Below are 25,920 nucleotides of genomic sequence, written 5' to 3' on the forward strand. Positions count from 1 at the left end.
TCGTAAATGAGAATATAGCACATATATCTGCAAATAGCGTTGTGGATTTTCACACATTGCTGAAGTAATTTAGCACCATAGAATTAGAACCAATAATTTAAAAAATATTGATCATGAAAAAGATGTTAAAATTAAGTTTAGTATGTGCGGTACTTTTCACAGGAAGTATTTATGCGATCGACGGAAATGGAGGTTTTGCTCTTCATGTAATTAAAGGAAATGGCAAAGAAGTGACTTTTGCTTTAAATAATGTAAAGAAAGCCCGCTTAGCTATATATGACACAGATGGTACTCTTATTTATTCTGAAAATGCTTCTGGTAAAGACGGAATCCTAAAAACTTTCAGCTTTGAGGAGTTTCCTTCAGGAAAATACTTCCTTTTAATCGAGGACAGTGTAAAAACAACAAAACACGAAATTACAATTACTGATAAAACTACAATTTTATCTACAAAAGCAATTTAATTAGTTTACAAAGCAGGATGTTCTGCTGAAAATACAAGCGTAGTAATGCGCTAAAAAAGTTATACTGTATTCAGTATAAAATGAGGTTAGATAGTTAGTAAAGTTTAAAACTTAACGGTTTTAAAAACAGCTCCTGGTGGTTCTCGAGCTGTTTTTTTTTAATTTCAACTGTTAATAAAATTTGAATTCTAAAGTTTTTAAAAATTTTAACAAACCAATACTTAAGAAACACAACCGATTGCTTGTTAAAAAATTAAAAACAATTAAAAAAAGCACCTCCATGAGCCCAATAAATACGTATATATCTAAGAAAAAACATATAAATACTTTTAATTCAACAACTTAGTGTTAATAAAAAGAAGATTAAAATTTTTTGAAATTTGGTAACTATTTGTAGTTTTGTCAATACCACGAAGTAGAAAATTAAAATTAAAAATTAAAAAAAGAGATGAAACAAATCCTAAGATTGAGCTTTGTTGTAGCTGTATTTTTAACAACAATAAGTACGTATGCAACTAATGAAAAAGGTGATTATATCCTGTATATAAAAACCGGAAATGGAAAAGTAGTCAGCTTTACCTTAAACACTGACGAAAAATCAAATTTTTCTATCCTTGATGAAAATCAAAAATTACTTTATACCGGAGAAGTTTCTTCAAATGAATTAGAAGTTTCAAAAACCTTAAGCCTTGAAACTTATCCTGCCGGAACTTATTACTTAAAAGTTTTAGAAAGCAATAAAGTAGTAAATCATAAAATTACAGTTTCTGCAAAAAAATCAAAAACAATTGCTTTAGACCAGTCTGTAAACGAAAGCCCTGCTTTTCGTAGATAACAATATTTGCCCCCAATTTATTTATGTAAAGAACAGTTTCGAAAGAGACTGTTTTTTTATGTCTTTTCTTTACGCAAAAGGAAACCAATTTCCACGAGTCTCCAAAAACTGTCTGTTTCTGATGGAATGGCTATTTTTTGGAATTCTTTATAAAAAGAAGAATGTGCAAAAGCATAGATATAGTCCAATAAGTCAATAGCGGTCAAAATTTGCCTGAATTCTGAACGTAATTCACTGCTATTGGCAAAACACACATTTCCGGCTTCTTTTTCACTCGAAAACAGCAACCCTAAACGATCTGCAATTAATTTTACTATTTCACTATTTAGCATAACAGCTTTAGAAACAGATTGATCAAAAAAATCTTTAAGAGTAAAATAACTTTGAGAACGATTCTCTGAAACTTTTAAAACAATATTTTCCAAATCAATAGCATCAGAAAACTGAGGGTTGTTCTCCTCTGTTCTCAAATTGTTTATTTTATTCGAATACTCCTGAATACTCATAACGATGCTGTTTGAATATAAAATTATACTATTTAATTTTCATTAAACATTTTTCTCCATTCAAAATGTCTGAAAACTTTTAAAAAAGCTGCGCAAAATCGTTAAAATTTCTAAAAAAAGCATTCAAAAACATCTTATGTCACTGATTTAGATATATTTGCGAATACAAAAACTATCTAAACTCATCCTCTTAAACCGATGCTTATGCAAAAAAGACTTGTTATTTTAGTATTAGGGACTATTTTTTCATTCAGTGCTTCAGCCCAAAATGAAAAAGTGTTTATTACGGACAAAGTAAGCGAGAAATACGCTTATGTAGATGTAATGAAAACATACGAAAGAATTGCTGCAAAAGGCTACAAGTCTGTAGATTTATTTCAGAAGTTAGGGGATTCGTCTTATTCGCATTTTAAACTGGAGAAAGCGGCCGAATGGTACAGCCAGCTTTTTGCCCTGACGTTAGACTTAGCTCCTGAATATTATTATCGTTATGCCGAATCGCTACGGTTTATTTGTGAAAACGAAAAAGCGGATGCAATTCTTGAGAAGCTGAAACTCGTTAAGAAGAAGGTTTGATTTTTTTCTTTTTATGGATTTCTAAATATAGAAAACCTCCCGAAAAGAGAGGTTTTCATAAATCTATAAAACAGTAAATTTTACATATTCCTTCTATACTGCCCACCAACCTCAAACAACGCCGAAGTAATCTGACCTAAAGAACAAACCTTTGTAGCTTCCATTAAATGATCGAATAAGTTTTCGTTTTTAATAGCCGCTTGCTGTAAATTATTTAAATGCTCATTAACTTTTGCTTCGTGAAATTGATGCAAGTTATCCAACATTGTAATTTGATATTGTTTTTCTTCTTCGGTTGCACGAATAACTTCTGCCGGGATTACCGTTGGAGAACCTTTTGAACTCAGGAAAGTGTTTACACCCACAATTGGAAAATCTCCGTTGTGTTTTAAAGTTTCGTAATACAAACTTTCTTCCTGAATTTTAGATCTTTGGTACATCGTTTCCATTGCGCCAAGAACTCCGCCTCTTTCCGTAATTCTGTCGAATTCTTGAAGAACTGCAGCTTCAACTAAATCAGTCAATTCTTCGATGATGAACGAACCTTGAATTGGGTTTTCGTTTTTCGCTAAACCTAATTCTTTATTGATAATCAGTTGAATCGCCATGGCACGACGCACCGATTCTTCTGTTGGTGTTGTGATTGCTTCATCGTAAGCGTTTGTGTGCAATGAATTACAGTTATCATAAATTGCGTATAAAGCCTGTAAAGTCGTTCTAATATCATTGAAATCAATTTCCTGTGCGTGCAACGAACGTCCAGAAGTCTGAATGTGATATTTCAGCATTTGTGCTCTTTCGTTGGCTCCGTATTTGTTTTTCATGGCTTTTGCCCAAATTTTACGTGCCACACGACCAATAACCGAATATTCAGGATCTACTCCATTCGAAAAGAAGAAAGATAAATTTGGGCCGAAATCGTTGATGTTCATGCCGCGGCTCAAATAATATTCCACGTAAGTGAAACCATTTGAAAGCGTAAACGCCAATTGCGTAATTGGGTTTGCTCCCGCCTCAGCAATATGATATCCAGAAATCGAAACTGAATAGAAATTACGAACGTTTTTAGTAATAAAATATTCCTGAACGTCGCCCATTAATCGTAAAGCAAATTCGGTTGAAAAAATACAAGTATTCTGCGCCTGATCTTCTTTCAAAATATCGGCCTGAACTGTTCCACGAACTTGAGCTAAGGTTTTTACTTTAATTTCGTTATAAACATTCAAAGGCAAAACCTGATCTCCGGTTACGCCCAAAAGCATTAATCCTAAACCGTTATTTCCAGCAGGAAGTTCGCCTTGGTATTTCGGTCTTTCAATTCCTTTGTCTTTATAAAGTTTGTTGATTTTGGCTTCAACTTCTTTTTCTAAATCATTTGCTTTGATGTAAATCTCACATTGCTGATCGATTGCCGCATTCATAAAGAAACCTAACAACATTGGCGCAGGCCCATTAATGGTCATACTTACCGAAGTCAATGCATGAACCAAATCGAAACCTGAATATAGTTTTTTAGCATCATCCAAACAGCAGATTGAAACTCCCGCATTTCCAATTTTTCCGTAAATATCCGGACGCAAATCTGGATCATTTCCGTATAAAGTTACACTATCAAAAGCTGTCGAAAGACGTTTTGCTGGCATTCCGGCACTTACATAATGAAAACGTTTGTTGGTTCTTTCTGGTCCACCCTCGCCTGCAAACATTCTTGACGGATCTTCGCCTTCACGTTTAAACGGATATAATCCCGAAGCAAAAGGAAATTCTCCAGGAACATTTTCCTGTAAATTCCAACGCAGAATATCACCCCAACCTTCATATTTAGGCAAAGCAATTTTCGGAATCTGTAAATGTGATAAACTTTCAGAATGTGTTGCAATCTTGATTTCTTTATCACGAACTTTAAACGAGTAAACCGGATTTTTATATTTCGCAACCTTTTCATCCCAATTCAGGATAATTTCCCAATTGTACGGATCTAAATCCATTTTTACCTTATCAAACTGATTCAGTAAAAGATTTAAAAAGATTCTGTTTTCGTTGAGTCCTTCGACTCCGCTCAGGATGACACTATCGTCATCAATTCCAGCTTTATTGATTTGAGGAATTTTTCCAGAAACCGATTCTATGGTTTTGAAAATTCCGTATAATTTCTGTGCTACTTTTTGCTGTGCGATTGCTGTTTCATCATAACTTCTATTATTCTCTGCAATTTCAGATAAATAACGTGTTCTGTGTGGCGGAATCACGAAGATTTTCTCGCTCATTTCTTTAGTGATTGTAAAAGTCGATTTCAAATCTGAAGCTGTTTTTTCAACCACTTTATCCATAATCGCTTTGTAAAGCGTGTTCATTCCCGGATCGTTAAACTGCGAAGCAATCGTTCCGAAAACCGGCATTTCATCAGGATTTTTATCCCAAAGATTATGGTTTCTTTGATATTGTTTTTTTACATCGCGCAAAGCGTCTAAAGCACCACGTTTATCAAATTTGTTTAAAGCCACTAAATCGGCAAAATCAAGCATATCGATTTTTTCCAATTGTGTTGCCGCTCCAAATTCTGGTGTCATTACATATAAGGATACATCAGAATGATCCATAATCTCCGTATCAGACTGCCCGATTCCTGAAGTTTCCAAAATAATCAAATCGTATTTTGCGGCTTTTAGAACCTGAATCGCTTCAGCAACATATTTAGATAAAGCCAAATTCGACTGACGTGTTGCCAGCGAACGCATATAAACTCTCGGATTGTTAATCGCATTCATTCGGATTCTGTCGCCTAAAAGCGCTCCTCCGGTTTTTCTCTTGGAAGGATCGACAGAAATTAATCCGATTGTTTTTTCTGGAAAATCAATTAAAAAACGGCGGACCAATTCATCAACCAAAGAAGATTTTCCTGCTCCTCCAGTTCCTGTAATTCCTAAAACCGGAATTTTAGAAGTTGTATTACTTTCATGGATTTTATCAAAAACCGGTTTTGCAATTTCAGGGAAATTTTCTGCCGCTGAAATTAAACGTGCAATTGCCGTTGGAATTTTATTTTCGATATGATCGATTTCTCCGTTCAATTTATCTCCAATAGGAAAATCAGCACGCTCAACCAAATCATTAATCATTCCTTGCAAACCAAGAGAACGTCCGTCATCTGGAGAATAAATTCTTGTAATACCATATTCATGTAATTCTTCAATTTCGCTAGGAAGGATCACCCCACCTCCGCCTCCGAAGATTTTGATATGCCCCGCTCCTTTTTCGCGAAGCAAATCATACATATATTTAAAGTACTCGTTGTGTCCGCCTTGGTACGAAGTCATAGCAATCGCATTAGCATCTTCCTGAATTGCGGTATTCACCACTTCTTCAACGCTTCTGTCATGGCCTAGGTGAATCACTTCAACTCCTGTCGACTGAATGATACGACGCATTATATTAATTGCAGCATCGTGTCCGTCAAAAAGTGACGCAGCGGTTACAATTCTTACTTTATTTTTAGGAATATATGTTTTTTGATGTTCCATTTTACGAATATGATAATTTTATAGCGCAATTTACAAAATATTTCAACAGTTCAATGAAACGAAAGTTTTATGTTGATAAAAAAGATTTAATTTACAGACACACAAAGTCCTATCATCTAAAATATATTTTCAGACAACAAATAAAATACTGATTTAAAGATAATTAACACTTATACCGTACTAAAAAAGATTCAGTACTTGAGTTTAAAATTAAAAACTCTTTTTGATTTTTGATAAAAATTCGTGAGTGACTCCTAAATAAGAAGACAAATTTTTATTATTTATTTTTTGGGTCTTTTGAGGATATTTTTTCACAAACTCAATATAACGCTGTTTAGAAGTTTTGTTTAAAACATCCAGAAGCCTTTCCTGTATTGCGATATTAGCCCTTTCTACCATCAGGATATGGAACTGAATCAATTTTGGAACCTGCTTAAACAACAGCATTTTATTGGATTTATTAATTACCAATATTTCGCTGTCTTCAATCGCCTTTATATTGTATTTGGTTAGTTTGTGATAATAAAAACTTTCCAGATCGCACATCCAGTCATTTTCAAATGAAAAGAAAACAACACTTTCTGTTCCGTTTTCATTTATAATGTAGGTTTTGAAAGCTCCTTTCAGGATAAAACATTCTAAAGAATTATTAGAGTCCTGGATTTGCAAAAATTCATTCTTTTTTAATTTAATGAACTCTGTTTTCTCAAGTATCAAACTCCACTCCTCGTCTGTGAGGGGGATTTTTCTTTCAATATTTTGTCGTAGTTCTTCGTACATAATTTTTAATTATTACTTAATTAAAATTTCTAAAATTCATAAAATTTGGGGGTGAATTTGATAATGTAATCGATTACGCAAAAATATAAAAATTATATAATATTTAAATTAATAATCTAAAAAAAATTAAATATTCAATTTAACTACAAAATTATTGAACAAGTTCAATATTCTTGTAGGAATTAATAAACATCTTTGCACCACTATATAATTTAGTAATAACCATTAAAAAACTAACAATGAATTTTAAAACCAAATTTACTATTTCGCTATTTGCGATTGTTTTAGGCTTTGCAAGCTGTAACACGGAAGATGTAACAGAGCAAAATGCAGATGAAGCTGCAGTAAGTACAAATCAGGAAGTTTCTGCTTCGACTTCAAAAGTAGGAGTTTGTTCAGAAGTTCCGGGATGGGCTTCCCAAAACGGAAGTACAACAGGAGGTGGTGCATCTGCAGAAACAGCAGTAACCACTTATGCACAATTGAAATCGGCAATTGAAAACACTTCTGTAAAAGTGATAAAAGTGTCCGGAACTATTACTGTTACTGCCAGATTATCATTTCAAAACCAAACCGGAAAAACTATTTACGGAACCAGCGGTGCAAAACTGGTATCGACAAACCAAACAAAAGACGGTTCAGGTATCATTTATTTCAAAGGATGTAAAAACATTATTATCAGAAACCTGATTTTTGAAGGTCCGGGAGCTTATGACACAGACGGATGGGACAATGCAACTTTGGACAACTGCCAGAATGTATGGGTTGACCACTGCGAATTTAGAGACGGTGTTGACGGTAACTTTGATATCAAAAACAAATCTGATTATGTGACTGTTTCTTATACAAAATTCACTTACCTAAAAGCTCCAAAAGCAGGAGGTTCAGGAGGTTCTGATGATCACAGATACTCAAATCTGATTGGCTCAAGCGACAGTGCTACAGGAGACCGCGGAACATTGAGAATTACATTTGCACGTTGCTGGTGGGCAAGCGGATGCAGAGAAAGAATGCCAAGAGTTCGATTTGGAAAAGTACACATCATAAACAGTTATTTCAACAGTTCTGTTAGTAACAAATGTATTGCTGCAGGTTTTGAAGCAAATATAAAAGTTGAAAATAACGTTTTTGAAAACGTAAAAACTCCAGTCGAATTAATGACAGGTCTTACTGCGGTAACCGTTACTTCAGGAAATGTTTTCACAAATACAAGTGGAAATACAGCAGGAAAAAACACTGCATTTACTCCTCCGTACAGCATTGTAACTCTTGCTGCATCTGCAGTTAAAGCTGACGTTTCTGCCAATGCCGGAGCTACATTCTCTGGTAACATTTGCGGATCATTCTAAGTATAAAAAAAATTGTTTAAGAAAAGCTATCCAAATTGGGTAGCTTTTTTTGTTTTCAGTTTATGGAAGCGTTTTCTGAAAACTTAAGTTTCTAAAATAGCCCCGATGGGAACGGTATCCCGCGCTTTTTCTGCGCGGAATTTAGTGGACAGCGGGACAAAAGTTAATTATGAAACAAAATGTTTGTGCTCCTAAAATAAAATTGTGGCTTTGTTGTTGAATAAGTAGTATTTTTGAAACCTTTAAAAAACCCCATTTCACAATGAAAAAGATTTTACTTCTTGCCGTAGCATTTTCTCTTAATTCCTGTGCGCAGGTACAACAAACTTTAAATCAATTACCGCAAATATCATCGCAAATTCCGGGTGTTGGCGGTGTAGATATTGCTTCTGGCTTAAAAGAAGCCTTGAACAAAGGTATTACACAACAAGTAAGCAAACTTACTGCTGTTGATGGTTTCTATAAAAATGAAGCTGTAAAAATCCTGATGCCGGAAGAATTGCAAAAAGTGGATGCTACTTTACGAAAAGTAGGCCTTAGTTCACTGGCAGATGAAGGCATTAAAATGCTGAACCGTGCTGCAGAAGATGCTGTAAAAGAAGCTACTCCTATCTTTGTTTCGGCAGTAAAAAACATGACTTTTACAGATGCTAAAAACATTCTTTTAGGAAGCGACAATGCTGCCACAAGCTATTTACAAGGGAGTACTACAACAGCTTTGTATGGAAAATTTAATCCTGTCATAAAAAGTTCGTTTGAAAAAGTAGGTGCCGATGCAATCTGGACAAAAATCATTACCAAATACAATTCGATTCCGCTGGTAAAAAAAATAAATCCGGATTTGACTGATTACACAACCAATCAGGCTTTGGCAGGCGTTTTTAAAATGATTGCCGTAGAAGAAAAAGAAATCCGCAATAATATTAACGAAAGAACAACACCATTGCTAAAAAGCGTTTTTGCTATGCAGGATAAAAAGTAAATTTATATGTTTAACTGTTTATTTGTTTAATCGTGTAACTGCAAAAACTTAAATTCTACAACCATTCCGATTAAACAAATAAACGATTAAACAATTAATCTATAAAAATAACCGATTAACCAATAAATTATAATGCAAAAAATAACTATTCTGATTCATTGCAAGGATCAAAAAGGAATTATTGCTGCTGTAACAGCTTTTATTGCAAAAGTAGAAGGAAACATTACCTATATCGACCAGCATGTTGATACGGAGCAAAATGTATTTTTTATGCGATTAGAATGTGATTTGACGAATCATAATATCAGTATCGAAGCCATAAAAGACGACTTTAACCAAACCATTGCAGCAGATTTTGATATGTCGTGGGACTTATATAATCAGGAGCAAAAACCTAAAATGGCTTTGTTTGTATCTAAATACGATCATTGTTTGTTTGATATTTTAGGACGTTACAGTGCGGGTGAGCTAAATGTTGAAATTCCGGTAATTATTAGTAATCATAGTGATTTACGATCTATTGCAGAACGTTTTGACATTCCTTTTCACTGCGTTCCTTTTACCAAAGACAATAAAGAAGAAGGTGAAGCCAGACAAATTGAACTATTAAAAAGATATCAAATCAATTTTATTGTTCTGGCGCGTTATATGCAGATTATCACACCTGGTTTGATTTCACTTTACGAAAATAGAATCATCAATATACACCATTCGTTTTTACCTGCTTTCCCTGGTGCAAAACCATACCACTCAGCATTTAAAAGAGGGGTGAAAATTATTGGCGCCACGAGTCATTACGTAACAGAAGAATTAGACGAAGGTCCAATTATTGAGCAGGATATTGCACGTGTTTCTCATATTCATTCTGTTGAAGACTTTATCATGAAAGGCCGTGATCTGGAAAGAATTGTATTGGCAAGAGCTATAAAACTGCATGCCGAACGCAAAACCATGGTTTACAGCAACAAAACAGTTGTTTTTTCTTAAAGACTCAAGACTCATACAATTAAAGAAGCCGTTTCATCATCATTTGAAACGGCTTCTTTTTTTAGAAATATTTTATATTATTTCTTAATCACACGGATTGTTTTTTTGTTTCCTCCCTGAATTACAACAACATTGTAAACACCTGTTGCATAATCACTTCCTATTCTTTGGTTTTGCGCTTCATTAACATCATTGAACTCATAAGCATCTACCTGTTTTCCGTTCATGTCATATACGCTTATTACAACACTATCATTACTAAGTGTTCCCAGATCTAACTGGAAAGCTGAACTGTACGGAACCGGATAAGCTACTACTTTAAATGTATTTATTTCTGAAGGATTCTCAATACCTAAATTAGGGCTTGTTTTAACGAATACACCCGGAGAACCAATTTCAGTACTGCTGTTAGCTGCTACAAATGCTCCATTCGTGCCTACTGCACTCAATTGAGTAACTGCTGTAGTTATTGTAGTAAGTCCGTTAGTATTATCAAATGTTTTGAAAGTTCCTGTTGGTGAAGCCCCGAATACTACAGAAGCTACAGGTGTATTGCTTACTCCGTTGTATAAATTTACCTGATCGCCATCTCCGCTTAAACCGATACCAGAACCAGTGTAGTTTCCAATTTTTAAACCTTTAGGAGGATTTGCTCCAAACCAATTGTTTAAAAAGTCTGTTGTTTTACCTGCTAAATCAGCAGTCTCAATAAAAATTACTGACTCCCCAGGATTAATAGTAGTAATTTCGTTTAATAGTACGGCAGCTACAGGTGATTGTGAGTTATCATCTACTTTCCACCCTGTAATATCAACTGCTACAGCTTTCGTGTTCGTTATTTCGAACCAATCTGCTTTCACAGGGCTATTGTTATTGGCCCAAGGCGCTACTTCAGAGATAAATATTTTTCCTGTAGTTCCAGGAGAACCAATTTGATTCGCATCATTTTCAGCTGCAAAGGCATCGTTAACACCAACCTGACTTAATGTTGAAATAGTAGCATTATTAAGACTTGCTGCGTTATTAAATGTTTTATTGGTAGTTGATGTTCCAAAAACAACATTAGCTTTAAGATTTCCACTCGCATCAAATAAGTTTACCTGATCTCCACCAGAACCCAAACCTATTCCTCCACCAGTGTAACTTCCTATTTGTAAGCCTGTCGGCGCAAGTGCAGTACTTCCAAACCAGGTCGTTTTGAAGTTATCTATAACAGTTGTATTATTTGCAGCAGTTGTTTCTAAGAAAATTACAGATTCTCCAGGCTTAATGGTGGAGATTCCATTTAAAGCTAAAGCCGAAGAAAATACTTTAGAATCGTCATCTACTTTCCAGCCTCTAATATCCAGATCCGCAGTTCCGTTGTTTGTTATTTCAAACCAATCGGCACCGACTGAAGCATTGCTGCTCGACCAGGGCGCTACTTCTGTAATGCTTACTGTTGCAATTGGTGCCACTTCGTTAACCACATCTGTAATTGACAAGGTAAAATTAACTGAAGCATCAGGAGTTGAGCCAACAGTTGTATCATCTACATTTACCGTGACATCATAACTCGTTTTAGTTTCATAATCCAATACCGTTCCCGCTTTGATGTATAAAGCTGAACCAATGATTTGAAAAGAACCAGCATCAGCACCGGATAATGATAATGTGTTTGTTCCTAATCCGTCATCTGTAACTAAAATATCTGAAATCTTAACTGCAGGTGTAGTAGTTGTATTTTCTAAAACTGAATTTGTTGTATTTGCCAAAGTAACAGCTGTAGGTGTCTGATTTGGCAAAGCCAAAGGAGCATAAACCCAAAGTTGCGGATGATCAATATCACCGCCTCCATTTTCGTTTACGATATATAAATTACCATTACGATCCATAGTCATTCCTTCGTGTTGCTGATTAGCAGCATCTAATAGGTTGCCCGGATCTGATACAATAGTCAAAGTACTTGAAATTACGCCATTTCGGTCTATATTTACTACTTTGGCATTTTCCTGGCTCAATACCAATAAATTGTTATACAAAGGCTGACCATTTAGTGCCGGCAAATTTGATAAAGCAAAAACATCAGCAACATCGGTAAAACCTAATAATGCAGGATCAAAAAGATTAACTGAATTATCTGTAGTAGCCGAACCATTAGTTGCTGTTCCTGCATCAAAATCAATTCCTGTCTGGAAAATTCCTATTGGAGATATTTCTTTTAGAACAATATAACCGCCAGTTAAAGGATCATACGAAAGACCTTCTGTTCCTGTATTATTCACAAATGTTCCTAGTTTTACTGTTTTTGCATTGCTTCTGGTAAGTGTTGTTCCGGCAGCATACGTAAACAAAACGACTTGTCTGTCACGCTCTTCAGTCATTACAAACTGACCATTACCAATGTAAGTAATTCCTTCAGAGTCATAAAATTCAGTACCTTGTGCGCTGCTTCCCTGAGCCAGTGTCATCGTATCGATAAATTGACCCGTTAGCGATACCTGAGTCACAGAGGTAGTTCCGTCTCCCACAATAAAAAGCGTATTGGTATCCCAGTTATAAGTTATTCCAGAAGCTTCCTGTGTCAGTAAATTATTAGTTGGATGTGCAGTTCTTGTTGGCTCCGGCAAGTCATATCGCCCTACTCTTACGTAAGTCGAAAGATCAACAGTCTGAGCGATGCTATTTTGATTAAACGCTAAAATTGCTATAATCGAAAATAATCCTGTTCTTAAATTAGGAAGTAATTCTGGCTTAAAATTGGTTGCAGTGTTGTTTGGTTTTAATAGTAAAGATTTTATCATATTTGGTAAATTTAATTTAGTACAAATCTATTTAACAGTCAAATTTTGTACTTAATGGAATAGTTACTTTATGATTAACTCTTTGTGTTATATTGATTAAGTGAATGTTATCAAACAAGTAAACACAAAAAAACCGTCTCAGATCATGAAACGGTTTCTATCAAAACATATATTGAAAAATTATTTTCCTTTCCTTCTCTTGCGTTCTGCTTTAATCATCGATAATTCGCGACTTGTTTGCCCGGCTACCGAAGTATTTTCTTCTGCACGGCGAATCAGGTACGGCATCACGTCTTTTACAGGTCCGAAAGGCAAGTATTTTGCAACATTATAACCATTTTCGGCGAGATTATAACTGATATTATCACTCATTCCGTATAATTGCCCGAACCAGATTCTGTTGTCATTTTTAGCAATTCCTTTGTGTTTCATCATTTCCATCAGCCTATAGGAGCTCAGTTCATTATGAGTCCCTGCAAAAATTGACATCGTATCTAGATGGTCCAGCATATATTGAACAGCTGCATCGTAATTTTCATCTGTAGCTTCTTTAGAAACGCAAATTGGCGAAACGTAGTTTTTTTCTTCTGCTCTTTTGTTTTCTTTTTCTATATAGGCACCGCGAACTAATTTCATACCTATATAAAAGCCTTCTTTTTTGGCAATTTCATGGAGTTTTTTCAAATAATCCAAACGATCCCAACGGTACAACTGCAAAGTATTAAAAACAATAGCCTTTTCTTTATTGTATTTGCGCATCATTTCGGTTACCAAATCATCTGCAGCATCCTGCATCCAGCTTTCTTCGGCATCGATCAATAATGCTACATCTTTTTTATGCGCTTCACTGCAAACAAGATCAAAACGAGCCACAACCCTGTCCCATTCTTCTTGCTCTGCAGGACTTAAAACTTGTTTTTCTCCTAATTTCTCATACAATTCAAAACGTCCTAAACCAGTTGGTTTAAAAACTGCAAACGGAATAGCTAAACGTTCCTTTGCAAATTCGATTGTTCTCAGAGTCATTTCTAAAGCGGCATCAAACTGCTCTTCCTCTTCTTTACCTTCAACAGAATAATCCAAAACAGACGAAACACCTTTTGTAAACATTTTGTCTACCACAGTAAGACAATCATTTTCGTTTACACCACCGCAAAAATGATCGAAAACAGTAGCTCGAATAAGTCCTTCAACAGGAAGATGTGCTTTAATAGCAAAATTCGTAACAGCCGTCCCTATCTTTACCAAAGGTTCACTGTCAATCATTTTAAAAAGAAAATAAGCCCTGTCAAGTTCTGTATCGCTTTTTAACGAAAAGGCAACCTGAGTATTGTCGAATATTTTTTCCATTAAATTTAATTTTTCGACAAAGATAAAGAGTGTTTTGAATATTATTTAACAAAAGAAAGATATTTTTAAAAATTCATAACATAAATTCAGAGCTGCAAAGGCCTCATTTTTCATTTATATTTATTTAAAATAAACCTAAAACGAATTATTACAGACTAAATATGTTCTGTCAACAAAGCTGATAAATCATACCCAAGCAAAAAGAAAAGCTCAATTTTAAAACAAATTAGAACGCTGTTTTGAATATTATTTAGTTAAAAATGCCTTATTTTGCGGATTCAATTAACCGAGGAATTATGCAATCTATTCAAGCAAATAATTATTTAGTACATTTTAACCAAAATGCATACGAAGCTTTAAACAACCATTTAAAAGAAAACAAATACTCCAATTTATTTATTATTGTTGATGATAAAACCAATGAGCATTGTTTACCTAAATTTTTGCCTTTACTAGAAACCGATTTAACCATCGAAATTATAGAATTTGAATCAGGTGAAATCAATAAAAATATAGAAACCTGTATTGAAGTATGGAATGTGCTAACTGAATTAGGTGCGGACAGAAAATCGCTTGTTATCAATCTTGGCGGAGGCGTTGTAACTGATCTAGGAGGTTTTGTTGCTTCTACTTTTAAACGAGGTGTAAATTTCATTAACATACCAACCACTTTATTGTCTATGGTGGATGCTTCTGTTGGAGGAAAAACCGGCGTTGATTTGGGAAATCTTAAAAACCAGATTGGTGTGATCAATGTTCCTCAGATGGTTTTAATTGACACTCAGTATCTCGAAACTTTACCACAAAGTGAAATGCGTTCAGGTCTTGCAGAAATGCTCAAACACGGTCTTATTTATGATGCTGCTTACTGGAAACAGTTTTTAGATTTAAAATCAATTGATTATGCTGATTTTGATGAACTGATTTACCGTTCTGTCGAAATCAAAAATGAAATCGTAATTCAGGATCCAACAGAAAAAAATATTCGCAAGGCATTAAATTTTGGCCATACTTTAGGACATGCCATAGAAGGTTATTTTTTAGAAAGTGAACACAAAACAACATTGCTGCATGGCGAAGCTATTGCAGTCGGAATGATTTTGGAAAGTTATATTTCGTTACACAAAAATCTTATTTCAGCTGAAGAATATGCAGAAATCAAAACCGCTATTAAAGGTATTTATGAAGATGTAATATTTGAAGAAGAAGACATCGATCCAATATTAGAATTACTTATCCACGACAAAAAAAATGAGTACGGTTTAATTCAGTTTGCACTCATTGAAGGCATCGGAAGGATACAAATTAACCAATCGGTTGAAAATAAATTAATTCTGGATGCGTTTCAGGATTATAAGTCTTAAACTTTTTTTAAGGTAAAGCATTGCATTAGGTATATATTATTTTTTACATTTGCCACAATGAAAACAAACAGCAGACAAAGACATTTCAGCTCTTACAGAAACCGCCTCAACAGTTCTTTATTAAGGATGTTGAACCGTTTTTACAATAGTAAAAGTCCCTTTTGTCTGGACGTTTTTTTATGCTCAAAGGCAGAGCACGAAAAATTGGAAATTGTATTCGCCAATATCAGAGTTTGAATTTAAAATTTAGAAACGTTTACTAAATTTTAAATAAATCCTAAAATATTGAACTAAATGAATACAAAATATTCTGACTTAATCAACCAAACTTATTATTTCCCTCAGGAAGAGTTCAAACTGAACAAAGACAACTTATTGTTTCATAATATCGATTTGATGAAATTGGTTGAACAATATGGTACTCCATTAAAATTCACCTATTTACCTCAGATTTCTGAAAACATCAACAAGGCAAAAGCCTGGTTCAGAAAATCGATGGAAAAAAACAAATACGAAGCAAAATACTACTACTGTTATTGCACAAAAAGTTCTCATTTTGAATACATTATGAATGAGGCTTTCAAAAACAACATTCACGTAGAAACATCTTCAGCTTTTGATATTAATATCGTAGAAAATTTACTTGAAAACGGTAAAATTAACAAAAGTACTTATGTAATCTGTAACGGTTTCAAAAGAGACGAATATATTACCAATATTGCACGATTAATCAATAATGGTCATAAAAACACTATTCCAATTATTGACAACTACGAAGAACTTGATTTGCTTCAGGGCGAAATAAAAGGAAAATTCAAAATCGGAATTCGTATTGCTGCTGAGGAAGAACCAAAATTTGAGTTTTATACTTCAAGATTAGGTATCGGATATAAAAACATCGTTTCTTTTTATAAAAAACAAATTCAGGAAAATGATAAATTAGAGCTTAAAATGCTTCACTTTTTCATTAACACCGGAATCAACGATACAGCCTACTATTGGAACGAACTGGTAAAATGTATCAAAGTATATATTGCACTTAAAAGAGAATGCCCTACTCTTGATGGATTAAACATTGGAGGTGGTTTCCCTATTAAAAACTCACTTGCATTCGAATACGATTACCAATATATGATTGACGAAATCATCAATCAGATTAAAATTGCCTGTGACGAAGCAGAAGTTGATGTTCCTAATATTTTTACTGAATTTGGATCATTCACAGTAGGTGAAAGCGGTGGTGCTATTTATCAGATTTTATATCAAAAACAACAAAATGACAGGGAAAAATGGAATATGATTGACTCGTCTTTCATTACTACTTTGCCTGATACCTGGGCTATAAATAAACGTTTTATTATGCTGGCGGTAAACCGTTGGAATGATACTTACGAACGGGTTTTGTTAGGAGGCTTGACATGTGATAGTGACGACTATTACAACTCTGAACAAAATATGAACGCTATTTATCTGCCTAAATACAACAAAGAAAAACCCTTGTATATCGGTTTCTTTAATACCGGGGCGTATCAGGAAACGATTGGAGGATACGGAGGTTTACACCACTGTCTGATTCCACAGCCTAAACATATTCTGATCGATCGTGACGAAAACGGTATTCTGGCAACTGAGGTTTTCTCAGAACAACAGACTTCTGATGACGTTTTAAAAATTTTAGGCTACACTAAAAAATCATAAAAAAAATCGGCAAATTAAAAAGTTAATAACTATAAAATTATTAATTTGCAGTATCCCCAAAAGGTTAAACTTTTAATTCAAAAAAAAAAAACAAAAAACAAAAAAAATGAAAGGACCAATCAGTCAGTTTATTCAAAAACATTATTTGCACTTTAACTCTGCCGCACTGGTTGATGCTGCAAAAGCATACGAACAGCAATTGGCTAATGGAGCTAAAATGTTGGTAAGTATGGCTGGCGCAATGAGTACAGCAGAAATAGGTAAAATTTTTGCCGAAATAATCAGACAGGACAAAGTTCAGATTATTTCATGTACCGGAGCTAACTTAGAAGAAGACATTATGAACCTGGTGGCACACTCTCACTATGAAAGAGTGCCTAATTATCGTGATTTGACACCAGAAGATGAATGGGCTTTGCTTGAGAGAGGATTAAACCGTGTTACAGACACTTGTATCCCTGAACATGAAGCTTTCCGTCGTCTGCAAAAACACATTTACAAAATCTGGAAAGATGCAGATGATAAAGGAGAACGCTATTTTCCACATGAATTCATGTATAAAATGCTATTATCAGGTGTTTTGGAAGAATATTACGAAATCGACCTGAAAGACAGCTGGATGTATGCAGCAGCCGAGAAAAATTTACCTATTATTGTTCCGGGATGGGAAGACAGTACTATGGGGAATATTTTTGCTTCATACGTAATTAAAGGAGATTTGAAAGCTTCTACTATGAAATCCGGTATTGAATACATGACATTCCTTGCTGACTGGTATACAAAAAACAGCGAAAACGGAATTGGTTTCTTCCAGATCGGTGGTGGTATAGCAGGAGACTTCCCTATTTGTGTAGTACCAATGTTATATCAGGATATGGAAATGCATGATGTTCCGTTTTGGAGTTATTTCTGCCAGATTTCTGATTCAACAACCAGTTATGGGTCATATTCAGGAGCAGTTCCTAACGAGAAAATCACATGGGGTAAATTAGACATCAACACCCCTAAATTTATTATTGAGTCGGATGCTACAATTGTTGCTCCGTTAATTTTTGCTTATTTATTAGATTTATAGGATATTTATGAAAAGAGTTATAGTAGACTACGCCAAACTTACGAACGAAATTTTAAACCTTTTGGTAGAAAAATTTCCTGACGGTTATGATGATTCGGATGTTATCCGTTTTAGAAATGCTAAAAACGAATTAGTTGAAGCTGTTGAAGTTCGTACTGAAGACACTATTTATTTAGTAAAAATTAGTACTAAGCTTGCAGACAGGATCGAGAATTATGATGAAGACGACGACATCGATCTTGATGTTGACACAATCGAACCTGTTAAAGGGATTGACCTTGAAGACGATAGCGATGATGACGATGATGATAATCAGGACAAACCTGATACAGACGGTGGAGACGATGACGATGATGACGACGAAGATAAAGATGATGTTTCAGACGAGGATGATGATGAAGATGATGAAGATTAATTCATTGATTTCAAAATAAATTAAAGGAACTCCTTACGGGTTCCTTTTTTTATTACTTTATAACTAATTATATATCTGAATAATTAATTTATAAGAAAAATATTATTTTTATTTTATCTTTGAGAAAAATATCAGCCAATGAATTCAGAAATACTCCATGCCAGACTAAAGGAAAATTTTGGTTTTGAAAAATTCAGACCGAATCAGGAAAATATAATAAATGCAATACTTTCAGGTCAGGACACACTTGCAATTATGCCTACCGGAGGAGGGAAATCAATATGTTTTCAATTACCCGCTTTAATTTTACCCGGAATTACAATTGTTATTTCTCCTTTAATCGCCCTGATGAAGGATCAGGTGGACAGTTTAAAAACGAATGGAATTTCTGCCTGTTACATCAATAGCAGCCAATCCAGTGAAGAACAGCAATTTTATATAGATAATTTAAAATCGAATACTTTCAAACTGGTTTACATCGCCCCTGAAAGCTTGTCTTATCTTGATGTTGTATTTAACGAATTAACGATCAGTCTGATTGCCATTGATGAAGCACATTGTATTTCGTCCTGGGGACATGACTTCCGTCCGGCTTATACCAATTTGGGGTATTTAAAAAACCGCTTCCCTTCTACTCCAATCCTTGCTTTGACCGCTACGGCAGATAAAGCAACCCGTACTGATATCACAAAACAATTAAACTTAAAAAACTCCAAAACTTTTATAGCTTCGTTCGACAGGAAAAATTTAAGTCTGGAAGTCCGTCCCGCACTTGATCGTGTGAAACAAATTATTGATTTTGTAGAAAACAAACCAAACGAATCGGGTATTATTTATTGTCTAAGCAGAAAAACCACAGAAGAACTTGCTGAAAAACTTCAAAAGAACGGTATTACTGCAAAAGCATATCACGCCGGACTGGACAATATTATTCGGGCCAAAACCCAGGATGAATTTATAAATGATGATTGTCAGGTAGTTTGTGCTACTATTGCTTTCGGAATGGGGATTGATAAATCAAATGTTCGTTGGGTAATTCATTATAACTTACCAAAAAACATTGAAGGCTATTATCAGGAAATTGGTCGAGCGGGTCGTGATGGATTACCTGCAGAAACTATTTTATTTGAAAGTTATGCTGATGTAATCCAGCTTCAGAAATTTGCCTCAGAAGGTTTGAATTCTGATGTACAGCTGGCAAAATTAGACAGAATGAAGCAGTATGCCGATGCTTTGAGCTGCAGAAGAAAAATACTCCTATCTTACTTTGGCGAACTGGTTACCGAAAATTGCGGTAATTGTGATATTTGCAAAAATCCGCCAACATTTTTTGACGGCACCATTTTAGCACAGAAAGCATTGTCAGCCATAACAAGACTTCAGGAGTCTGAACCTTTGGCTGTAATTGTTGATTTTTTAAGAGGTTCAAAAAATGCGTACATCTACGAAAAAAACTATCAGGAATTAAAAACCTACGGAATTGGCGCTGACATTTCCTGGTACGACTGGAACCAATATTTGATTCAGTTAATAAACTTAGGTTATTGCGAAATCGCCTTTCATCAGCATAACAGAATTTTACTGACGCCTTTTGCCAGAAAAGTTTTGTTTGAAGGTGAAAAAGTAAAACTGACAACGGTTGTTAAGAAAGTAATTGATAAAAAAGAAATAAAAGAAGCCAAAAGCAAGGTCAAAACCGCAGCAGATTCTCTTTTTGAAACGCTTAGAAAATTGCGTTACGAAATAGCCCAAAAAGATGAAGTTCCTGCTTATGTAATTTTTAGTGATGCAGCATTGAGACAAATGGAAACCCTGCGTCCAATGAGCGACGAAGAATTTCTTGCTATTGACGGAGTTGGAAAAGCAAAACTTGAAAAATATGGTTCTGAATTTATTAATGCCATTATAGACTTTCAAAAGAACAAAAAAACAAATACAAAGTCTAAAAAGGAAAGTAGTACTTATAAAACAACCTTAGAATTATTTCAAAACGGAGCAAGTGTTGAAGAAATTGCCGAGACAAGAAACTTAGGGATTTCAACTATAATTTCACATTTGGCAAAATTATATCTGGATGGAATTGATATTGACACAAGCCAATTTATTTCTGACAATGAAGTTGAACAATTACAAAAAGCCAAAATTGAACTTGAAAATCCAAACGCCTTAAAACCTTATTTTGAACATTTTGAAGAAAAAATGGGTTACGAAAAAATTAGATTTGGTCTTGCTATCCTGGAAAAAAACAAACAATAAAGTTAAAAAACAAACAATAAAAAAAACCAAATTCCAAACTGATTGTTTCAGTTTTGAATTTGGTTTTTATATTTTAAAATTTAAGCTTTGAAGTTTACTTCAAAGTTTTAGCATTCTTCACATTCTGATCTGTCAAAGCAAGTGCTAAAACTTCACTCATTTCTTTCACATAATGAAAACTCAGACCTTCTAAATATTCTGCTTTAATTTCATCAATATCAGATTTGTTTTCATGGCACAAGATAATTTCTTTAATACCTGCTCTTTTTGCCGCTAAAATTTTCTCTTTAATTCCACCAACCGGCAAAACTTTTCCACGAAGTGTAATTTCGCCAGTCATAGCGAGACTTTTCTTCACTCTCTTTTGCGTTAACAAAGAAACAAGAGAAGTCAGCATTGCAATACCTGCACTTGGACCATCTTTTGGTGTAGCGCCTTCAGGAACATGAAGGTGAATATTATATTTTTGAAATAAGGTTGAATCAAGCCCAAGTTTTTTAGCATTTGCTTTAATATATTCTAAAGCAATTGTAGCCGATTCCTTCATTACAGTACCAAGATTTCCTGTAATGCTCAAAGCTCCTTTACCTTCAGAAATTAACGATTCTATAAACAAAATATCTCCACCGACACTTGTCCAGGCAAGACCTGTAACTACTCCGGCAACATCATTATTTTCATATTTATCACGTTCTAATCTAGGAACACCTAAAACTTTTACAATATCCTCGTCAGTAACTTTCTTGTTGTATTCCTCTTCCATCGCAACTGCTTTTGCAGCGTTACGAATTACCTGAGCAATTTTAGTTTCCAGATTACGAACTCCTGATTCACGTGTATATCCTTCTACAATTTTTTCTAATTGTTTTTTACCAATTGTCAAATCTTTAGCCGTTAATCCGTGAGCTTCTAATTGTTTTGGAAAAAGATGTCTTTTAGCAATTTCTACTTTTTCTTCAATAGTATAACCTGACATTTTGATTACTTCCATTCTGTCACGCAATGCTGGCTGAATGGCTGCCATGTTATTTGAAGTGGCAATAAACATTACTTTAGACAAGTCATACCCCATTTCAAGAAAATTATCATAAAAAGCATTGTTTTGTTCCGGATCTAAAACTTCTAATAAAGCTGAAGATGGATCACCGCTGTTTCCGTTTGATAATTTATCGATTTCATCCAGAATAAAAACCGGATTTGATGTTCCTGCTTTTTTCAAACTTTGAATGATTCTTCCCGGCATTGCACCAATATAGGTTTTTCTGTGTCCGCGAATCTCTGCTTCGTCCCGTAAACCACCTAATGAAATACGAACGTATTCACGTCCAAGAGCTTCTGCTACAGAGCGTCCGATAGATGTTTTACCGACACCCGGAGGGCCTGTTAAACATATAATTGGTGATTTCATATCATTTCGCAATTTTAAAACTGCTAAATGTTCAATCATTCTTTTCTTCACTTCATCAAGTCCGAAATGATCTTTATCTAATACTTTCTGAGCGAATTTTAAATCAAATTTGTCTTTAGAATATTCGCCCCAAGGCAATTCTAAAAACAATTCTAAATAGTTTCGCTGAATTCCAAAGTCAGGAGACTGCGGGTTCATACGACGCATTTTTGACAATTCTTTTTCGAAATGTTTCTGCGTTTTTTCGTCCCATTTTTTGGTTTTCGCCTTCTGCCCCATTTCGTCCATTTCTTCCTCCTGCGAAACACCTCCCAGTTCTTCCTGAATGGTTTTCATTTGCTGGTGCAGAAAATACTCACGTTGCTGCTGATCTAAATCAAAACGAACTTTCGACTGGATATCATTCTTCAGTTCTAATTTCTGAAGCTCAATATTCATATAACGCAATGTTTCTAAAGCACGTTCTTTCAATCCATTTATCGATAAAAGACCTTGTTTTTCTTTTACGGATAAATTCATATTTGAAGAAACAAAATTGATTAGAAACGATTGGCTTTCAATATTTTTAATCGCAAATGTAGCTTCAGAAGGAATATTTGGGCTTTCCTTAATAATCTGAATTGCCAATTCCTTTACAGAGTCGAGAATCGCTGTAAATTCAGTATCATCTTCTGTTGGGCGTTCTTCTGAAACTTCTTTAATTGTAGCTGTCAGATAAGGTTCTTCAGAAACAACTTCATCAATTTCAAAACGTTTTTTTCCTTGTAGAATAACGGTTACATTTCCGTCAGGCATTTTTAAAACGCGTAGAATTCTGGCAACAGTACCAATTTTATGGATATCATCTTTTGAAGGATCTTCGTCTTCTTCATTAATTTGAGAAACTACCCCGATAATTTTTCCTCCGGCATTCGCATCGTTAATCAGTCTTATCGATTTATCTCTCCCTGCCGAAATCGGAATAACAACACCTGGAAACAGAACCGTATTTCGTAAAGGCAAAATTGGAAGCGAAACAGGAAGTTCTTCATTGTTCATTTCCTCCTCATCTTCCGGAGTTAATAATGGAATTAATTCTGCTTCTGAATCCAATTCCTGAAGTGACAGATTGTCAATAGTAAGTATTTTATGATTTGACATAATAATATATAAGTCGTTTTGTCATTAAATGATTTGTTCTAATCTCAAACACAAGCTAAGAAAGCCGTATTTTAAACAAAAATATGCTAAAAATTGCCTTTGAAAATCAGGTCATAAAAATAGACAATCATTGTGCCAAAAACAAAGACAATTAATTTGAAATTTAATTTCAACAATGATCCTACATAAGAATTACGGTGATTTCTAAAAAAAAACACATTTAATTTTACAAAAACTGTAACAAACCAAAAAAAGCAAAGTCATTATAAGAAACCAGCAATCATTAATTGAATATAACCAGTCAAAATATCGAAGAATTAATCACACTTTGTAAAGAGAATAATCAAAAAGCACAATTTGAAATTTACAATCGTTACTGCAAGGCTATGTATAATGTAGCTTTCAGAATTGTAAAAGACGAACATTTTGCACAAGACGTCATGCAGGAAGGCTTCCTGAGAGCTTTTACAAAAATTAACGATTACAAACAGGAAGTTGCATTTGGAGCCTGGCTCAAAAAAATCATTGTGAATTACAGCATCGATTTTTATAAAAAAAACAATGCTTTTCAGATGGAGGATCTGAACAAAACACTTTACAAAATGGAAGAAAATGATACTTTGTTTTCTGAAAGCATCGATTTGAATTCACTCAAAGTAAGACAGGTTTTGGATGCTATATCGGTTTTAAAAGATAGTTACCGTATGGTGTTGACTCTCTTTTATATTGAAGGTTATGATCAGGAAGAAATTAGCGAAATCTTAAATATCAGTTATGCCAATTGCAGAACTACATTGAGCAGGGCTAAAGAAAGTTTGCGAAAAAAATTAGAAGAAGATATATGAAAAAGGAAAATGACAACTTAGACGAGTTATTTAAAAAATTTGAGAATCAATGGGATATTGAAGAAATAAATACAGACCATCAATTAAATTTTTTAAACAAACTAAACAAAAAACAGCCTAAGAAAAAAAATTATGCTGTTTGGGCAATTGCGGCTTCAATAGTCCTATTATTAGGTGTATCCGTTTTTTACAATAACAACGAAAAACCTAAGGAATTTAAATTTGCATCCAAAGAAACCAAACAAACAGATTCTATTTTCAGCATTTTAATTGAAAATGAACTAGTTAAATTGAAAGAGAAAAGTTCTCCGGAGAATGAGCAAATTATAAACGACGCCTTGAAACAAATGAAAGTTTTTGATGCCGATTATGAAAAAATTATAAAAGAAGTTCAGAAAAACGGTGAAAACAAACAAATTATTTATGCAATGATTAGCAATCTGCAGACACGAATATCTTTTTTACAAACGGTTTTGCAGCGTATTGAAGAAAATGAAAACTTAAAAAATACCACACATGAAGAAACCTTATAACATACTCATTTTATTTATTTTAATTCCTTTTTTAGGATTTTCAAATGATGACACTTTCATTTCAAAACAAAAAAGCATCAAGAAAACCTATATCGTTAATTCGAATGCAGGAATAGATATAGACAACAAATACGGAAACATAACCGTATCGACATGGGATGAAGACAAAATCGACCTCGACATTACTATAAAAGTTACCGGAGCAAATGAAAATTGGGTAAACGAAAAACTAAACAGCATTGATGTTGATATCACAGCCCTTAAATCGATGGTTACAGCGATTACTAAAATTGGAAGTTCATCTTTAAAAGGAAAAGGAAGTAGTAACAGCTTCGAAATTAATTATGTAATTAAAATTCCTAAAAGCGGAACAGTAAAACTCAATAATAAATATGGTAACATTAGCACTCTTGCTTTAGAATCTACAACAGATATTTCCTGCAAATACGGAAAAATTACACTGGGAAAACTAAACGGACCAAGCAATCGTATTCAAATTGAATATTGCCAAAATTCAGCTATTGATTATATTAAAAACGGAATCATTCAGGCGCATTATTCAGGTTTAAAAATAACTGATTCGGGAAATTTAACTTTAGATACAAATTACACAGATTTAGTTATTTCTGATGGTCAAACCGTTAAATACGACTGTAATTACGGAAATTTTAAATTTCAAAAAATAAATTCTCTCTCAGGATCTGGTAATTACCTCACAATCAATGTAGCCGAAATTTCAGACAACATCAATATTGATGCTAATTATAGCAAGATAAATGTTGGAATTATTACAGAAAAAGCTAATAATGTAAATATTAATACCGGTTATTCTGATGTTCATCTGGGGTATGACACCAATTATACATTTGATTTTAATATAAATACCAAATACGGAAATATCAAAAAAGACAATTCTTTAGATATTTCATTAACCGAAAATAAATCCACTTCAAAAAAAATTAGTGGTTATAACAAAAGAAAAGGCCAAAATAAAGTCACTGTCAATTCTAATTACGGAAATGTAAGCTTAATCAAAAAACAATAATATTTTTA

Annotated in this window: 20 protein-coding genes; 14 read left to right on the plus strand and 6 right to left on the minus strand. The window is 34.1% G+C overall.

All coding sequences use genetic code 11. The annotated features are described in order from the left end of the window. The first annotated feature begins 113 nt into the window (after nt 1-113). Both AAEO57_RS08035 and AAEO57_RS08040 read left to right on the plus strand, forming a co-directional pair. Nucleotides 114-464 carry an LSm family protein gene (locus AAEO57_RS08035; protein WP_341691383.1) on the plus strand — a complete coding sequence of 117 codons (351 nt, stop codon included), beginning with the start codon at nt 114-116 and terminating at the stop codon, nt 462-464. Nucleotides 465-912: 448 nt separating this feature from the next. Next, nucleotides 913-1,299 carry a secretion protein gene (locus AAEO57_RS08040; protein ID WP_341691385.1) on the plus strand — a complete coding sequence of 129 codons (387 nt, stop codon included), beginning with the start codon at nt 913-915 and terminating at the stop codon, nt 1,297-1,299. Between the two features lie 56 nt (nt 1,300-1,355). Here AAEO57_RS08040 and AAEO57_RS08045 read toward each other — a convergent pair whose 3' ends face one another. After that, entirely contained in the window at nt 1,356-1,805 is a 450-nt protein-coding gene (locus AAEO57_RS08045) for a hypothetical protein (protein ID WP_341691387.1), read from the minus strand. 204 nt (nt 1,806-2,009) lie between these two features. Here AAEO57_RS08045 and AAEO57_RS08050 point away from each other — a divergent pair, with 204 nt between their 5' ends. Beyond that, a complete protein-coding gene (locus AAEO57_RS08050) occupies nt 2,010-2,381 on the plus strand; it encodes a flagellar motor protein MotB (protein ID WP_341691389.1) in 372 nt (123 codons plus the stop codon). An 80-nt stretch (nt 2,382-2,461) separates the two neighbouring features. Here the strand turns inward: AAEO57_RS08050 and AAEO57_RS08055 are convergent, their stop codons facing one another. Continuing rightward, nucleotides 2,462-5,902, minus strand: coding sequence for a methylmalonyl-CoA mutase family protein (locus AAEO57_RS08055; protein ID WP_341691391.1), 3,441 nt, complete (start codon nt 5,900-5,902; stop codon nt 2,462-2,464). 210 nt (nt 5,903-6,112) lie between these two features. Then, a complete protein-coding gene (locus tag AAEO57_RS08060; RefSeq protein ID WP_341691393.1) occupies nt 6,113-6,682 on the minus strand; it encodes a Crp/Fnr family transcriptional regulator in 570 nt (189 codons plus the stop codon). Between the two features lie 239 nt (nt 6,683-6,921). Between AAEO57_RS08060 and AAEO57_RS08065 the strand changes: the two genes are divergently transcribed. The 3 genes from AAEO57_RS08065 to purU all read left to right on the plus strand — a co-directional run bounded on the left by AAEO57_RS08065 (nt 6,922) and on the right by purU (nt 10,000). Continuing rightward, nucleotides 6,922-8,031, plus strand: a complete 1,110-nt coding sequence (locus AAEO57_RS08065; protein WP_341691395.1) for a pectate lyase family protein — start codon at nt 6,922-6,924, stop codon at nt 8,029-8,031. Between the two features lie 262 nt (nt 8,032-8,293). Continuing rightward, nucleotides 8,294-9,013 carry a DUF4197 domain-containing protein gene (locus AAEO57_RS08070; protein WP_341691398.1) on the plus strand — a complete coding sequence of 240 codons (720 nt, stop codon included), beginning with the start codon at nt 8,294-8,296 and terminating at the stop codon, nt 9,011-9,013. A 132-nt stretch (nt 9,014-9,145) separates the two neighbouring features. Further along, nucleotides 9,146-10,000: a formyltetrahydrofolate deformylase gene (purU, locus tag AAEO57_RS08075; protein WP_341691400.1), complete on the plus strand. Its 855-nt coding sequence runs from the start codon at nt 9,146-9,148 to the stop codon at nt 9,998-10,000. A gap of 77 nt (nt 10,001-10,077) precedes the next feature. On the opposite strand, the gene AAEO57_RS08080 is transcribed toward purU, so the two are convergent. Together AAEO57_RS08080 and AAEO57_RS08085 are read right to left on the minus strand one after the other, a co-directional pair. Further along, the gene (locus tag AAEO57_RS08080) at nt 10,078-12,783 is read right to left on the minus strand and encodes an SdiA-regulated domain-containing protein (RefSeq protein WP_341691402.1); all 2,706 of its coding nucleotides are present in this window, start codon (nt 12,781-12,783) and stop codon (nt 10,078-10,080) included. Between the two features lie 180 nt (nt 12,784-12,963). Next, nucleotides 12,964-14,133 (minus strand): proline dehydrogenase family protein, encoded by a 1,170-nt coding sequence (locus AAEO57_RS08085; protein WP_341691404.1) that lies wholly within the window; start codon nt 14,131-14,133, stop codon nt 12,964-12,966. 296 nt (nt 14,134-14,429) lie between these two features. Here AAEO57_RS08085 and aroB point away from each other — a divergent pair, with 296 nt between their 5' ends. The 5 genes from aroB to recQ all read left to right on the plus strand — a co-directional run bounded on the left by aroB (nt 14,430) and on the right by recQ (nt 20,941). Then, the gene (gene aroB, locus AAEO57_RS08090; protein ID WP_341691406.1) at nt 14,430-15,497 is read left to right on the plus strand and encodes a 3-dehydroquinate synthase; all 1,068 of its coding nucleotides are present in this window, start codon (nt 14,430-14,432) and stop codon (nt 15,495-15,497) included. Between the two features lie 294 nt (nt 15,498-15,791). Next, nucleotides 15,792-17,195, plus strand: a complete 1,404-nt coding sequence (locus tag AAEO57_RS08095) for a type III PLP-dependent enzyme domain-containing protein (protein ID WP_341691409.1) — start codon at nt 15,792-15,794, stop codon at nt 17,193-17,195. 106 nt (nt 17,196-17,301) lie between these two features. Continuing rightward, nucleotides 17,302-18,270: a deoxyhypusine synthase family protein gene (locus AAEO57_RS08100; protein WP_341691411.1), complete on the plus strand. Its 969-nt coding sequence runs from the start codon at nt 17,302-17,304 to the stop codon at nt 18,268-18,270. 7 nt (nt 18,271-18,277) lie between these two features. Beyond that, nucleotides 18,278-18,685, plus strand: coding sequence for a DNA primase (locus AAEO57_RS08105; protein ID WP_341691413.1), 408 nt, complete (start codon nt 18,278-18,280; stop codon nt 18,683-18,685). Between the two features lie 138 nt (nt 18,686-18,823). After that, nucleotides 18,824-20,941: a DNA helicase RecQ gene (gene recQ / locus AAEO57_RS08110; protein WP_341691415.1), complete on the plus strand. Its 2,118-nt coding sequence runs from the start codon at nt 18,824-18,826 to the stop codon at nt 20,939-20,941. 94 nt (nt 20,942-21,035) lie between these two features. On the opposite strand, the gene lon is transcribed toward recQ, so the two are convergent. Beyond that, the gene (gene lon / locus AAEO57_RS08115) at nt 21,036-23,489 is read right to left on the minus strand and encodes an endopeptidase La (protein ID WP_341691417.1); all 2,454 of its coding nucleotides are present in this window, start codon (nt 23,487-23,489) and stop codon (nt 21,036-21,038) included. A gap of 287 nt (nt 23,490-23,776) precedes the next feature. On the opposite strand from lon, the gene AAEO57_RS08120 reads away from it, so the two are divergent. Genes AAEO57_RS08120 through AAEO57_RS08130 form a run of 3 tightly spaced genes read left to right on the plus strand, consistent with a single transcriptional unit; the run spans nt 23,777 to nt 25,912 of the window. Continuing rightward, a complete protein-coding gene (locus AAEO57_RS08120; protein WP_341691419.1) occupies nt 23,777-24,334 on the plus strand; it encodes an RNA polymerase sigma factor in 558 nt (185 codons plus the stop codon). Further along, on the plus strand, nt 24,331-24,867 hold the full coding sequence (locus AAEO57_RS08125) for an anti-sigma factor (RefSeq protein ID WP_341691421.1): 537 nt from the start codon (nt 24,331-24,333) through the stop codon (nt 24,865-24,867). The genes AAEO57_RS08120 and AAEO57_RS08125 overlap by 4 nt, the downstream gene beginning before the upstream one ends. Then, the gene (locus tag AAEO57_RS08130; protein WP_341691424.1) at nt 24,851-25,912 is read left to right on the plus strand and encodes a DUF4097 family beta strand repeat-containing protein; all 1,062 of its coding nucleotides are present in this window, start codon (nt 24,851-24,853) and stop codon (nt 25,910-25,912) included. The genes AAEO57_RS08125 and AAEO57_RS08130 overlap by 17 nt, the downstream gene beginning before the upstream one ends. Nucleotides 25,913-25,920: the final 8 nt, after the last annotated feature.

This window comes from Flavobacterium calami (assembly GCF_038290035.1).
Taxonomy (GTDB): domain Bacteria; phylum Bacteroidota; class Bacteroidia; order Flavobacteriales; family Flavobacteriaceae; genus Flavobacterium; species Flavobacterium calami.